Source organism: Vibrio sp. 10N.222.54.E6, assembly GCF_041473955.1.
GTDB classification, from domain to species: domain Bacteria; phylum Pseudomonadota; class Gammaproteobacteria; order Enterobacterales; family Vibrionaceae; genus Vibrio; species Vibrio tasmaniensis_A.
The window spans coordinates 139,247-152,507 of the sequence record NZ_JBFRTD010000014.1; the positions used below are offsets into that span (position 1 = coordinate 139,247).

The 13,261-nt window shown below is 44.2% G+C and carries 15 protein-coding genes; 9 read left to right on the forward strand and 6 right to left on the reverse strand.

What is annotated here, in order from left to right:
• Nucleotides 1-42: 42 nt before the first annotated feature.
• Both AB4513_RS09945 and zapG read right to left on the reverse strand, forming a co-directional pair.
• The gene (locus tag AB4513_RS09945) at nucleotides 43-1,398 is read right to left on the reverse strand and encodes a DegQ family serine endoprotease (protein WP_009848968.1); all 1,356 of its coding nucleotides are present in this window, start codon (nucleotides 1,396-1,398) and stop codon (nucleotides 43-45) included.
• Between the two features lie 126 nt (nucleotides 1,399-1,524).
• Nucleotides 1,525-1,980: a Z-ring associated protein ZapG gene (gene zapG, locus AB4513_RS09950; protein WP_009848969.1), complete on the reverse strand. Its 456-nt coding sequence runs from the start codon at nucleotides 1,978-1,980 to the stop codon at nucleotides 1,525-1,527.
• Between the two features lie 219 nt (nucleotides 1,981-2,199).
• Here zapG and zapE point away from each other — a divergent pair, with 219 nt between their 5' ends.
• The 8 genes from zapE to sspB all read left to right on the forward strand — a co-directional run bounded on the left by zapE (nucleotide 2,200) and on the right by sspB (nucleotide 8,539).
• Nucleotides 2,200-3,303 (forward strand): cell division protein ZapE, encoded by a 1,104-nt coding sequence (zapE, locus tag AB4513_RS09955; protein ID WP_009848970.1) that lies wholly within the window; start codon nucleotides 2,200-2,202, stop codon nucleotides 3,301-3,303.
• A gap of 247 nt (nucleotides 3,304-3,550) precedes the next feature.
• Nucleotides 3,551-3,979 carry a 50S ribosomal protein L13 gene (rplM, locus tag AB4513_RS09960; protein ID WP_010434689.1) on the forward strand — a complete coding sequence of 143 codons (429 nt, stop codon included), beginning with the start codon at nucleotides 3,551-3,553 and terminating at the stop codon, nucleotides 3,977-3,979.
• Between the two features lie 13 nt (nucleotides 3,980-3,992).
• Complete coding sequence (rpsI, locus tag AB4513_RS09965) at nucleotides 3,993-4,385, forward strand: 30S ribosomal protein S9 (protein WP_004740758.1); 393 nt, start codon at nucleotides 3,993-3,995, stop codon at nucleotides 4,383-4,385.
• Nucleotides 4,386-4,715: 330 nt separating this feature from the next.
• Nucleotides 4,716-5,306 (forward strand): ubiquinol-cytochrome c reductase iron-sulfur subunit, encoded by a 591-nt coding sequence (gene petA / locus AB4513_RS09970; RefSeq protein WP_010434692.1) that lies wholly within the window; start codon nucleotides 4,716-4,718, stop codon nucleotides 5,304-5,306.
• Nucleotides 5,306-6,571 (forward strand): cytochrome bc complex cytochrome b subunit, encoded by a 1,266-nt coding sequence (locus tag AB4513_RS09975; RefSeq protein ID WP_009848941.1) that lies wholly within the window; start codon nucleotides 5,306-5,308, stop codon nucleotides 6,569-6,571. Before petA ends, AB4513_RS09975 begins: the two co-directional genes overlap by 1 nt.
• Nucleotides 6,568-7,305: a cytochrome c1 gene (locus tag AB4513_RS09980; RefSeq protein WP_009848942.1), complete on the forward strand. Its 738-nt coding sequence runs from the start codon at nucleotides 6,568-6,570 to the stop codon at nucleotides 7,303-7,305. The genes AB4513_RS09975 and AB4513_RS09980 overlap by 4 nt, the downstream gene beginning before the upstream one ends.
• Nucleotides 7,306-7,402: 97 nt before the next feature.
• Nucleotides 7,403-8,038 (forward strand): stringent starvation protein SspA, encoded by a 636-nt coding sequence (sspA, locus tag AB4513_RS09985; protein ID WP_009848943.1) that lies wholly within the window; start codon nucleotides 7,403-7,405, stop codon nucleotides 8,036-8,038.
• 6 nt (nucleotides 8,039-8,044) lie between these two features.
• Complete coding sequence (sspB, locus tag AB4513_RS09990; protein ID WP_012603204.1) at nucleotides 8,045-8,539, forward strand: ClpXP protease specificity-enhancing factor; 495 nt, start codon at nucleotides 8,045-8,047, stop codon at nucleotides 8,537-8,539.
• Between the two features lie 196 nt (nucleotides 8,540-8,735).
• On the opposite strand, the gene AB4513_RS10000 is transcribed toward sspB, so the two are convergent.
• The 4 genes from AB4513_RS10000 to AB4513_RS10015 are packed head-to-tail and all read right to left on the reverse strand — an operon-like array spanning nucleotide 8,736 to nucleotide 12,153.
• Nucleotides 8,736-9,341 (reverse strand): BON domain-containing protein, encoded by a 606-nt coding sequence (locus tag AB4513_RS10000; RefSeq protein WP_009848945.1) that lies wholly within the window; start codon nucleotides 9,339-9,341, stop codon nucleotides 8,736-8,738.
• A gap of 16 nt (nucleotides 9,342-9,357) precedes the next feature.
• Nucleotides 9,358-9,948: a phosphoheptose isomerase gene (locus AB4513_RS10005; RefSeq protein ID WP_004729817.1), complete on the reverse strand. Its 591-nt coding sequence runs from the start codon at nucleotides 9,946-9,948 to the stop codon at nucleotides 9,358-9,360.
• A gap of 2 nt (nucleotides 9,949-9,950) precedes the next feature.
• On the reverse strand, nucleotides 9,951-10,349 hold the full coding sequence (locus tag AB4513_RS10010; protein ID WP_009848946.1) for a YraN family protein: 399 nt from the start codon (nucleotides 10,347-10,349) through the stop codon (nucleotides 9,951-9,953).
• The gene (locus AB4513_RS10015) at nucleotides 10,336-12,153 is read right to left on the reverse strand and encodes a penicillin-binding protein activator (RefSeq protein ID WP_009848947.1); all 1,818 of its coding nucleotides are present in this window, start codon (nucleotides 12,151-12,153) and stop codon (nucleotides 10,336-10,338) included. The genes AB4513_RS10010 and AB4513_RS10015 overlap by 14 nt, the downstream gene beginning before the upstream one ends.
• 61 nt (nucleotides 12,154-12,214) lie before the next feature.
• Between AB4513_RS10015 and rsmI the strand changes: the two genes are divergently transcribed.
• Nucleotides 12,215-13,081 carry a 16S rRNA (cytidine(1402)-2'-O)-methyltransferase gene (gene rsmI / locus AB4513_RS10020; RefSeq protein WP_009848948.1) on the forward strand — a complete coding sequence of 289 codons (867 nt, stop codon included), beginning with the start codon at nucleotides 12,215-12,217 and terminating at the stop codon, nucleotides 13,079-13,081.
• Nucleotides 13,082-13,261 lie beyond the last annotated feature (180 nt).

The following is a 13,261-nucleotide window of genomic DNA, read 5'->3' on the forward strand; positions in this document are numbered from 1 at the left end:
AGCAAACTTACTGAGCCCCCCTGTAATTACGCTGACGTATGGCTATCGAATAACTAGATAGATAGTCCTATCGTCTCGCTGGATATTAAGTGCCAATACGCCAGGTTGTTTTTCAAGAATCTTTCTAAATTCAGCAAGGTTCTTAACTGGTTGTCGGTTTACCCCGATGATGATGTCATCTTTAAGAAGCTGATAAGCTTCTGCTGGCGAACCTTGAGCGACACTTGATACCTTGACGCCTGTCGCTGAATCGCTGTCGGTTGTGTTGGTGAGCTCTGCACCGGCAAGTCCTTCATGGAGCTTTTCAGCTTGTGTCTTACTATTTGTGGATTCACCCAGCGTGACGTCAAAGGTCTTATTCTTACCGTCACGAACCACGCCTAACTCGATCTGTTTACCTGCACCTAGGGTGGCTACTTTGGCTCTTAACTCACTAAAAGTATCAATACGCTTACCGTTAATGGAGATAATGACATCGCCCGCTTTCAATCCGGCTTTGTCTGCAGCACTGTCGGGTACAATTTGGCTAACAAAAGCACCTTTGCTGGACTCATAACCAAGCGCTTCAGCCAATTCCGAGGTGACCTCTCCACCTTGGACACCAAGCATGCCACGTTTTACTTCACCGAAATCGAGAATCTGTTCAGTCAGGTTTGTCATCATATTGGATGGAATGGCAAAGCCGATACCGACATTGCCGCCGTTAGGTCCTAGGATGGCCGTGTTGATACCAATCAGTTCACCGTTAAGATTCACTAACGCACCTCCAGAGTTACCACTGTTAATCGCGGCATCGGTTTGAATGAAGTTTTCGAAGTTCTCTAGATTGAGACCGCTACGTCCTAACGCTGAAACGATACCGGATGTTACGGTTTGACCAAGCCCAAATGGGTTGCCGATAGCCACACTGAAATCGCCGACTCTCAATTTGTCGGAATCTGCGACTTTTATCTGGGTAAGGTTTTTGGCTGTTTCGAGTTTTAATAGCGCGATATCAGACATCTGGTCGCCGCCGATGAGCTCTGCATCGTACTCTCGACCATCATGCAGTTTTACTTTGATATCGTCGGCACCATTGATGACATGGTAATTGGTGACAATATGGCCTTTCTTGGCATCAATGATCACACCAGAACCTAGCCCGCGGAATGGGCGTTCTCGTGTTTGTTCTGGACCAAAAAAGAATTGAAATTGTTCAGGGATTTGCTGACGTTGTACCTGTTTGCCTTCTACGGCAATACTAACCACAGCGGGGGTTACTTGTTCAAGCATAGGAGCAAGGCTTGGTAATTGTTCATTACCCACACTTAATGGAAGTGCGGCTGTAGCTTGAATGGGGGTGATGATTGAACTTAAGCTTAAAGTCAGTACTGATAAAGCAAGCAAAGGTTTTTTCATCATAAACTCCTCTCTAGTTAAGGTCTTAACCCTCTTATACGTTTAATAAGTATGAGAAGTTTCAAATGACCTGAGTGAAAGTTATGACTCAAAAACCTTTGTAAAGTTCACAGAAGTGTTAAATGTTTACGATGCTTTTGCTGTAACGACATCGGGAGCATCCATGATTTCTTTCTTCTGCTCGGTAAATAAACCGGTTGCGCCATTAGCGTAATCTTTCGGTTGTTCTTCAAGCGTCGACTCTTTAACTGAAGACTTATCTTGTGGCTTATCCGAATGAGCAGCGGCTGTTTTCACAAATGGGTTGTCTTGCTCTGGCAGGTTAGGGAGTAGCTCTGAGCTTGTTTTTTCCATGTGTTGGTAAAGCTTTGTATAGTCCTTACCTAAGGTGTCCAACATTTCTGCTGATTTCGCAAAGTGGTCAGCTAGCTCTTGTCGCTGCTGTTCCAGGGCAAACTTTGCGCTATCTAATTCTTTCTGTACGTTCTTTTGTTTTTTGTATTCAGGTGTCATGAGACGAGAAATAGCGACCCCTAAAATAACTCCGACTAGTAAACCGGCAACGGCATACATCCAAGGCATAACAGCTCCTTATTATTGTTTTTTAACATGTTTGTTACTGCTTAGTTACACGTGATACAGCTCCATGGTACTATGAGAAAGCCGCAGTATAAAGAGAAATGCGTGTGCGCTAGTTAGCAGTTTGATGCTGCATTATTCACCGCATAGCGACATGTCTCATACTGTTTGGGCTCATTTTTATTTGCTGTCTGATATCGCTTTCATTGTGGAAATGTCGTCATGAATCCCATTAAAAAATACGAACAAGATATAAAAGAACATGGATTTCAAAGAGATCCAGCACAAGAGCAAGCCGTTAAATCTTTAGATGAACTCTTTCATCAATTCCAAAATTACATGAATGCCCCTATTCCTCAACTGACTCGATTCCAGAAGTTAATGGGCAAAAAGCCAGAACTGCCACTGCCACCAAAAGGCCTCTATTTTTGGGGCGGCGTCGGGCGCGGTAAAACCTATTTAATGGATACGTTCTACGATGCCTTACCGACCACAAAAAAAATGCGCGTTCACTTTCACCGCTTTATGTATCGAGTTCATGATGAGCTAAGGGCACTAGGTAATGTTAGCGACCCGTTGCCTCTAGTCGCAGATAAGTTGAAAGAAGAAGCGGATATTATCTGTTTTGATGAATTCTTTGTTTCAGACATCACGGATGCCATGATCTTAGGAACCTTGTTCCAAGAGTTATTCGCTCGAAACGTTATCTTGGTTGCGACCTCTAATATTCCACCTGCGGATCTGTATCGCAACGGGTTACAGCGAGCGCGTTTCTTACCCGCTATTAAGCTCATTCAAGACAACTGTCATATTCTTAATGTTGATAGCGGAATTGACTATCGTCTGAGAACCTTAGAGCAGGCTGAGATCTACCATTACCCACTGGATAGCCAAGCGAACATTAACCTCGAAACATATTACGCGCAGCTTGTTGGTGAAGATAAAGAGAAGCTTAAGCAGATAGAGGTTAATCACCGTCAATTAGATGTGGTCGAAGCGAGTGATGGTGTGCTGCATGGTACTTTTGCTCAGCTTTGTCAGTCGGCTCGTAGCCAGAACGATTATATTGAGTTGTCTCGGGTTTATCACACGGTTCTATTGGCTGATGTGTTGCAAATGGGCGTGACTTCCGATGACGCTGCTAGACGCTTTATTGCGTTAGTTGATGAGTTCTATGAGCGCAATGTGAAACTGATTATTTCAGCGGAAGTGGAGCTAGAAAAACTATACACCCATGGTCAACTAGAGTTTGAGTTTAAACGTTGTCAGTCGCGTTTAATTGAAATGCAGAGCCATGAGTATTTGGCAAAAGAACACTTAAGTTAGCTTTGATTATCTCGAATAAGAAAGAGAATTAAAAAAATCGTGATTTTGTTCAAAAAGAGGTGATTTTTTCTTCGCTCTTCTCTATAATCCTGCGACCTACCGTTACTGCGGGCCTCTAGCGATGAGTAAAATCACGTTATGCCAAGAGTTTTCCAACACTCGAAGGGGTGATGAATGGTAACTCTTAGACAGTGGGAATACGCGAGTATTCCTTAAGTGTAAATTTTTTAAATAGGTAATTATTAGCATGAAAACTTTCGTTGCTAAACCAGAAACTGTAAAACGCGACTGGTATGTTGTAGACGCTGAAGGCAAAACTCTTGGCCGTCTAGCAAGTGAAATCGCTTCTCGCCTACGCGGCAAGCACAAAGCAGAATACACTCCTCACGTAGACACTGGTGATTACATCATCGTTGTTAACGCTGAGAAAGTTGCTGTAACTGGTAACAAAGCTAAGGGTAAGGTTTACTACCGTCACTCTGAGTTCCCAGGTGGTCTTAAAACTATCACTTTTGAAAAGCTAATTGCTAAGAAACCAGAAATGGTTCTTGAACTAGCAGTTAAAGGTATGCTTCCACGTGGTCCACTAGGCCGCGCGATGTACCGTAAGCTTAAAGTGTACGCTGGTACTGAGCACAACCATGTTGCTCAACAGCCACAAGTACTAGACATCTAAGGGGATTAAGACAATGGCAGAGAATCAATACTACGGCACTGGTCGTCGCAAAAGCTCAGCAGCTCGTGTTTTCATCAAACCAGGCTCTGGTGAGATCGTAATCAACAAGCGCAGCCTTGATGTTTACTTCGGTCGTCCAACTTCTCGTATGGTTGTTAAACAACCTCTTGAGCTAGTTGAACTAACTGAGAAACTTGACCTTTACATCACTGTTTCTGGTGGTGGTATTTCAGGTCAAGCTGGCGCAATCCGCCACGGTATCACTCGTGCTCTTATGGAATACGATGAAACTCTACGTCCTGCTCTACGTGCAGCTGGCTATGTTACGCGTGACGCTCGTTGCGTTGAACGTAAGAAAGTTGGTCTACGTAAAGCACGTCGTAAACCTCAATTCTCTAAGCGTTAATTTTTCTTTACGAAAAAGTACACGCTCCCAGTTTTTCGACTGGAATTGTGGTTCAAAGCTCGGCTATATGCCGGGCTTTTTGTTTTTATGCCCCCTCTAAACGCTTTCCCTCCCTCGTTTTATTTCCAAATTCTTATATTTTGAAAGCTTTTGTAACCCAATGTGCGCTTTGCCTCATGATTGTTACAAAAAGGTAGCTTTATCTTGTCAAAAAGTAGGGTTTTATTTATCATTTGCCGTCAATAAATAGAACTAAATACATATTTTGTTAGCCATGCTCTTTATTCGGAATTATTTCAATCCATAAGGAGCAAATGGGAGAATGTTTGGATGAGCAACGCGCCTTTAAATAACGGTCGCAGGCGTTTCTTAACCGCAACAACAGCCGTTGTTGGTGGTTTAGGAGCAGCTGCTGTAGCCGTGCCTTTTATTAAATCATGGAACCCGAGTGCCAAGGCGAAAGCTGCAGGCGCACCGGTGGAAGTGGAAGTCAGTAAGTTAGAGCCGGGACAAATGGTTCGTGTCGAGTGGCAAGGTAAGCCTGTATGGGTTGTACGCCGTGCTGAATCGGTGCTAGAGAATCTAAAAGCGATCGGTGGTCAACTTCGTGACCCTCAATCTGAAGCTGAACAACAACCAGAATACGCGCAGAACGAGTTTCGTTCAATTAAGCCGGAATTCTTCGTTGCTGTTGGTTTCTGTACGCACTTAGGTTGTTCTCCAACTTACCTGCCAGATTCTTTTGCAGAACAAGTTCAGGGTGTTAAGTCTGGTTTCTTCTGTCCTTGCCATGGTTCAAAGTTTGATATGGCAGGTCGAGTATTCCAAGGCGTACCTGCTCCATTGAATCTTGTTGTACCAAAGCATATGTATTTGAGTGACACTAAGATCATGATCGGTGTGGACGAGGGAGACGCGTAATGCAAGGATTGCTTGATTGGGTAGAGAAACGTCTACCCGCGATGAATGCTTACAAGAAGCATTTATCTGAATACCCAATGCCTAAGAACTTTAACTTTTGGTACCTTTTTGGTTCTTTAGCAATGTTAGTACTGGTTAACCAAATCCTTACGGGTATTTGGCTGACAATGAACTATGTACCGTCTGGTGAGGGTGCATTTGCTTCTGTTGAATACATCATGCGTGATGTGGAATACGGTTGGCTACTGCGTTACATGCACTCAACAGGTGCATCGGCATTCTTCGTTGTGATCTACCTGCATATGTTCCGTGGTCTAATCTACGGTTCTTACCAAAAGCCTCGTGAGTTACTTTGGATCTTCGGTATGTTGATCTTCTTAGTGCTTATGGCTGAGGCTTTCATGGGCTACCTACTACCATGGGGTCAAATGTCTTACTGGGGTGCTCAGGTAATCATTTCTCTGTTTGGTGCGATCCCTGTTATAGGTGATGACCTAACGCTTTGGATCCGTGGTGACTACATCATCTCTGGTGCAACGCTGAACCGTTTCTTCGCACTGCACGTTATTGCTCTGCCAATTGTACTTCTGCTGCTTATCGTACTTCACGTACTGGCGCTGCACGAAGTGGGTTCGAACAACCCAGACGGTATCGAAACTAAGCTTCCTAAAGGCACAATGGGCGACGACTACAAAACTCAGTTCCCATTCCACAAGGATTACACTAAGAAATACGACATCATTGACTCTATTCCTTTCCACCCATACGGGACGGTAAAAGATATGGTTGGTGTTGCTGGTTTCCTATTCTTGTTCTGTTACGTGCTGTTCTTTAACCCAGAAATGGGTGGGTACTTCCTTGAGCCGCCTAACTTTGAAGCTGCAAATCCGCTGAAAACACCTGAGCATATTGCTCCAGTTTGGTACTTCACGCCGTTCTACGCTGTACTTCGTGCTGTTCCAGATAAGCTGTTAGGTGTAGTTGCAATGGGCGCTTCAATTGTTGTGCTATTCCTACTGCCATGGTTCGACCGTTGTAAAGTGCGTTCTTACCGTTACCGTAGCAAACTGCATTTGATTAACATCATCCAATTCACAATAAGCTTTATTGCGCTTGGTGTACTTGGTGCGCTTCCAGCAACGCCTACATACACGCTATTAGCTCAAATCTTTAGCTTAGGTTACTTCATGTTCTTCGTTCTGCTGTGGTTCTACAGTAAAAATGAAGCGACGAAACCATTACCAGAAAGGGTGACATTCAAATGAAAAAGTGGATTGTAATTTTATTTGCTATGTTGCCGTCACTAGCGATGGCAGCGGGTGCAGGCGTACCATTAGACAAAGCAAACAATGATTTAACAGACAAAGCTTCATTGCAAAATGGCGCTAAGATGTTCATGAACTACTGTTTCGCTTGTCACTCAACGCAGTACCAACGTTATGAACGTGTTGCGAATGATTTGGAGATTCCTTTAGACCTAATGAAGGAAAACCTGATCTTCGATCCTGAAGTGAAAATTGGTAGCTTGATGGTTAACGCTATGCCTTCTGAGCAAGCTGCTAGTTGGTTTGGTGCTCCACCACCAGATCTAACATTGGTTGCTCGTGTTCGTGGCGCAGATTGGCTATACACGTACCTTCGTACTTTCTATGAAGATCCGTCTCGTCCATTTGGTGTGAACAACCTGGTTTTCCCAAGTGTTGGTATGCCGCATGTTCTTGAAGAGCTACAAGGTATCCCAACGCCAATCTACGATACTCACATGGTCGATGGTGAGGAAGTTAAGGTTGTTGTTGGCACTGAAACGGATGGTTCTGGCGAATTAAGTGCTGGTGAGTATGACGAAGCAGTTCGTGACCTTGTTAACTTTTTGGTTTACTCGGGCGACCCTGTTCAACTTGAGCGTCATGCTATGGGTTGGTGGGTAATGGCCTTCTTAGTAATCTTCACTATCATCGTGATTTTGCTGAAGAAAGAGTATTGGCGTGATGTGCACTAATTGTGCTATAATACCGTGCTAATTCCCAAATTATGTTAATGTTCAATGGAGGCTTTAGGCCTCCATTGTTTTTATTTAAAGTGTACTGGAGGGCTCCATGGCTGTAGCTGCCAATAAACGTTCTGTAATGACTCTTTTCTCAAGTGCTTCTGATATGTATAGCCATCAGGTGCGCATTGTTCTTGCTGAAAAAGGCGTAAGTGTTGAAGTTGAGTTGGTTGATGAAAAAAATCTACCAGCAGAGCTTGTTGAACTGAACCCGTACAAATCAGTACCTACTCTTGTTGATCGTGAGCTTGCTCTATATGACTCTAAGATCATCATGGAATACCTAGATGAGCGTTTCCCTCATCCACCATTGATGCCTGTATACCCGGTTGCTCGTGGTAACAGTCGTCTAATGATGTACCGAATTGAGCGTAACTGGTATTCAGTTGCAGAGAAGATCGTTAAAGGCAACGCTGAAGAATCTGAAGCAGCTCGCGTGAAATTACGCAACGACCTACTAACTCTTGCTCCTATCTTCGCTGAGTATGAATACTTCATGAGTGAAGAGTTTAGCCTAATTGATTGTTACCTAGCTCCGCTACTATGGCGTTTACCTGAGCTTGGTATCGAACTGATTGGTCCTGGTTCTAAAGAACTTAAGATTTACATGAACCGCGTATTCGAACGTGATTCATTCCTAGCTTCTCTAACAGAAGCTGAGCGTGAGATGCGACTCGTTCGCTAAGCGTTTATGGATATTTCAAATATGACTCCACGCCGACCATACATGCTTCGTGCATTTTATGAATGGCTGGTTGATAACGAACTGACTCCACACTTGGTTGTTGAAGCAACATTGCCGGGTGTGAGAGTTCCAGACGAGTTTGTTCAAGATGGTCAGATCATTCTGAACATCGCGCCTCGTGCGGTTGGACAACTTGAACTGGGTAACGAAGCTGTGACGTTTAGTGCTCGCTTTAGTGGTCGTCCACACTCTGTGATCGTTCCGCTATACGCAGTACAGGCTATTTATGCTCGTGAGAATGGTGCTGGTACCATGTTTGAACCTGAAGAGGCTTACATGGAAGCGTTTGAAGAAGGAATTGAAGAAAGTCCTTTTGAAGAACCAGAAAAAGGCCCATCTTTGAGTGTTGCAACAGCAGACGTAGATGCTGAAGAGTCTGACTCAGAACCTGAGCCATCTCGTCCAGCGAAAGGTCGCCCAAGTCTTCGTGTTATCAAATAGCGTTATTTTTTAAATAACTCCAAATACAAAAAAAGCAGCGATTTATCGCTGCTTTTTCTTTTTGTGCTTACTGACTTTTATTAATCTGATTCATTTCGTTAGGCTTTACCAACCAACCAACCAACCAACCAACCAACCAACCAACCAACCAACAAGCAGCTAAGCAACTAAGTTAGCTAAGTAAATTCAGAGGGCGTTAGTTTACCAAATTGTCATCTTCACCATATTCAAACGCTCGAATCACCTGCTTCACACCAGAGATATTACGCGCAACTTCTGTCGCGATATCAGCGTGTTCCCGAGAAACTAATCCAAGCAGAAATACTTCTGAATCTTCAGTAATGACTTTGACTTTGATACCGTTAAGCTCAGACTTGGCAAGTAGGGCAGACTTCACTTTAGTGGTAATCCAACTGTCTTTGCTGATAGCACTAACAGACAGTGGCTCTTTCACTCGGATCTGGTTGTGTATACTTTCAACTCCCGTTACTGCTTTAGCTTGGCTTTCAAAAGCACGACGTTCAGCATCTGTCGTTGCTTGCCCCATCAGAACTACTGAACCACGGTAAGAGCTTGCTGTGATACTGACATTGCCGCGAAATGGCGGTTTATTGGTCATAGCTGCAACTTCAAATTCGATATTGTTGTCGCTCCAAATCTCTTTGGTGGTTCGTGTATCTGTGACTAGATTTGCAGTAGTTGCTGCACCAGCAATGAAAAGACCAGCACAACCAGATAACGACAGTGTAAGTAGCGAAACACTAATCAGCTTAAGCAGCTTCATAGAAGTTAATGATTTCATCGTGATGCTCCGTATATCACTCTTCGTGAGCTGGGAAGAGTACTTGATCGATTAGGTCACATAAGCAGTGTAGTGTCACCATGTGTACTTCGTGGATACGTGCTGTACGGTGTGAGGGAATACGAATTTCTACATCGTGCTCACCAAGCAGGCCAGCCATTTCACCACCATCTTTACCAGTAAAGGCGATGATTGTCATATCACGTGTTACCGCAGCTTCCATTGCTTTGATGATATTTTTACTGTTACCACTAGTAGATATAGCCAGTAAAATATCGCCAGTTTGACCAAACGCGCGCACTTGCTTAGAGAAGATCTCTTCGTAGTGGTAGTCGTTTGCCACCGCCGTTAGTGTGGTGTTATCAGCAGTGAGAGCCATTGCTGGAAGGCTAGGACGCTCGGTTTCAAAGCGATTAAGTAGGCAAGAGACAAATTGCTGAGCATTCGATGCCGAACCACCGTTACCACAACAAAGAATCTTGTTTCCGTTAAGCAGGGTTGCAACCATTGCTTGAGCGGCATGCGTGATTGCGTCTGGCAGAGCTTCTGCCGCCGCAATTTGGATTTGAATACTTTCTGTAAAACTTTCTTTGATGCTGTCTAGCATGTTTATCCTTGGGTAATCGCGTTTTGAATCCAGTCGATAGTGTCATTCGGCCCTTCGATGGCAATGATATCAAACCTGTAATCTGTAGAGTGTACCGACAAGCCTTGCTGCATAAGCCAAACATTGGCTGTTTTGAGTAGCTTTTGTGACTTTTTGGCTGTCACCATTTCAGCGGCATGTCCGTAGCGTGTTTGCTTGCGGTATTTTACCTCAGTAAACACAACCGTATTGTTATGGCGCATTATAAGATCAATTTCGCCACACTTTGCTATGAAGTTTTCTTCAATTAACGATAAACCGTGGCGAACTAAATAATTCTTTGCCACGGTCTCGTATTTATCACCCACTTGTTTGTGGGTGATTGTTGGCTTGGATAGGAACTTACGGCTAAAAAGCCCCATGCTCTGCCCAGCTGATTTCACGTTGAACCACACAGTTGTTGTCGATGGTTAATACGCCGGTTTCACCTGTAATACTGTAATCTTGTACGGCTTTCATCTGTGGTAGTGCATCCATTAGATAGTATGCATCCATTCCTAGAGCTTGTAGACGCTTTTGGCTGTTCGAGTGTGAAGGCCATAGGTCATTAAGCGCTTTGTTAAGCTCGTTTTTGTTCTCGACTAATAGCGGGATATCGCTGTAGAAGACACCCGTTAGGTCTTCATATTGCTTGTCACCGCTGTTGCTGCGTGAGTTTGAAAACAGTGCAGGTTGGCTAGCATCAGGGTTAATTGCAACTTCAATGAAGGGTTTGATGAGTGTTAGCTCTGAGTTCTTAGCGACAATGTAGACAGAATCGATATCACGACGACTGCGTGGCTCTGTTTCTAGGTCTAGGTTAAGTAGTCCATCCATTTGAGCGATACGTTGTTGGCTCTCTTGTAAACCGAAAATCTGATTCACATTACGCTGCAGTTGGCGTTTGTCAGAGAAGAAGCTGATTGCAACGTCGTTGTTGCTGTATTTCTGCCACTCTTCGTTAAATGCTTGCTTAACGCGGTCACCTAAGCGTCCTTTGGGTGCAAGAATTAGTGGGTACTTATAGCCTTGTGCAAAAAGGTGTTTCGCAGCCTGAGCGACTTCTTGTTCTGGCGATAAAGCGAGATAACAAATATTAGTATCTGGTTCTAGCTGAGTTGGAATATTAAGAGCTAATGCTGGAATCGAGTTTTCGTGGTTTTTCTGCGCTTGTTGAAGCTTGGTGATATTGCTCTTAATCAGAGGGCCAACGATGAAATCAACGTTATTCTCTTCCAGTTTCGCTTTAATTTCAGCGGCACTTTGTACGTTGGTATCCATTACCGTCAGAGTTGCATCTTCTTCACGCTCTTTGTCATTCATCATCGCAAAGATGAAACCATCACGCACAAGTTGTGCTTGCTTACCGTACTTACCTGTTAGCGGCAGCAGCAGCGCAGTGCTGGTTGGTTTGCTGATCTCTAGTGCCAAGATGTCGGTGATCGCTTGAGGTGTGTAAGTAGCCGCAGGGTGCTGAGGATTCTCGGCTAACCAATCAGCCAGGGTTTCCTGTAGGTTTGGAAGGTTCGAATTCAGCGTCTTCATGTAGATAGCCAGTTGCAACCAACCTGAAAGCACATCTTCTGTCGGCGATGTTTTCAGTTCTAGAATCTCGTATTGAGAGTAGCTATTCAGGTTCTGCCAAATACGGTCGGCCGTTCGCTGTTGGCTTTCGTCGCTAGCGTCCAGATATTCAGAATAAAGGACTAACTCACGGCTCGCTTCGAAATACTCATTCTGTATTTCAGAAATGTTGGCGCGTAACTCGTGATAATCTTTCCATTGCTCGTTCGGAAGCGTCCACCAAGGCTGAAAGTTCAGTTGGCTGTACGCTTGCTGTGGTTGCGAGTTATTCACCAGCAGTTGAGCGCGAGCTAGTTGCCATTCTGCTTGTTGAACTTCACTCAGCTCTTGTTTGGCTAAGCGTTTGATCAGCAGAGTCGCTTGATCGGTTTTTCCAGCTTGCACAGAAGCCTTAAGCGCCATGATTAACCAGTCGTTTTGTAGACTTCCTTTGCTACTATCCGCCTGCATCATGTAACTTTCAGTTGATTGCGCTGGATCTAGTGTAATATCAACACGCGTTGGTGCTTGAGGACCTGAAGAACAAGCCGCCAATGTAATTGCTAATGCAATTGGAGTGAGTAAGCGTGGTACACTGAGTCTCTTATGGTTCATCGTTGCCATGAGTTCTTTAAATTCCGTATAAATTTGTATCTATATTAATCGTTGAAGTGATGGTAAACAAATGACAGATAACAAAACCTTGCTCACAGAGAGCCCAACTCTCTATATTGTGCCAACCCCAATCGGAAATTTGGGAGATATCACTCAAAGAGCAATTGAAATTTTATCAAGTGTCGATGTTATTGCAGCCGAAGACACACGCCACACGGGTAAGCTGCTTGCTCACTTCAATATATCAACCAGAACGTTCGCTTTACATGATCATAATGAACAAACTAAAGCACAAGTTCTAGTCGAAAGGTTATTAGAAGGTCAGTCTATCGCATTAGTCTCTGATGCGGGTACTCCTTTAATCAGTGATCCAGGTTACCATCTTGTCTCACAATGTCGTCAAGCGGGTGTGAGAGTTGTGCCACTTCCTGGTGCTTGTGCTGTGATTACCGCACTAAGTGCGTCTGGTTTGCCGTCTGATCGTTTCAGCTTTGAAGGTTTCTTACCGCCAAAGAGCAAAGGTCGTAAAGACAAGTTCTTAGAGATCGCAAAAGCAGAACGCACGTGTATCTTCTACGAATCTCCGCACCGTATTACTGATTCTCTACAAGACATGCTAGAGATCTTAGGCCCAGATCGTGAGGTTGTGTTGGCGCGTGAGCTAACCAAAACCTTCGAAACCATCCAAGGTCTGCCACTTGGTGAACTTATTGAGTGGATTGAAGAAGACGCAAACCGTAAACGCGGTGAGATGGTATTGTTAATTCACGGTCACCGTGAAGAAGCGAGCACAGAGTTGCCAGACGAAGCGACTCGCACGCTGGGTATTCTAACCAAAGAACTGCCCCTTAAAAAAGCAGCGGCGATGACGGCAGAAATCTACAACCTGAAAAAGAACGCTTTATACAAATGGGGCCTAGAGCATCTAGACAACTAGATACCTCTTTATAGACTAGGTACCTATTTATAGAGTAGCTAACCTGTATTGACAAGCTTATGAGGAGTGATGGTAATACCGTCGCTCCTTTTTTTGTGCTTGGATTGTGTGAAATTCGTTCACTTGCTTAATGGTTTGCAGCATATTTGTGATCTCGCTAGACACTGCACACTAATCTCT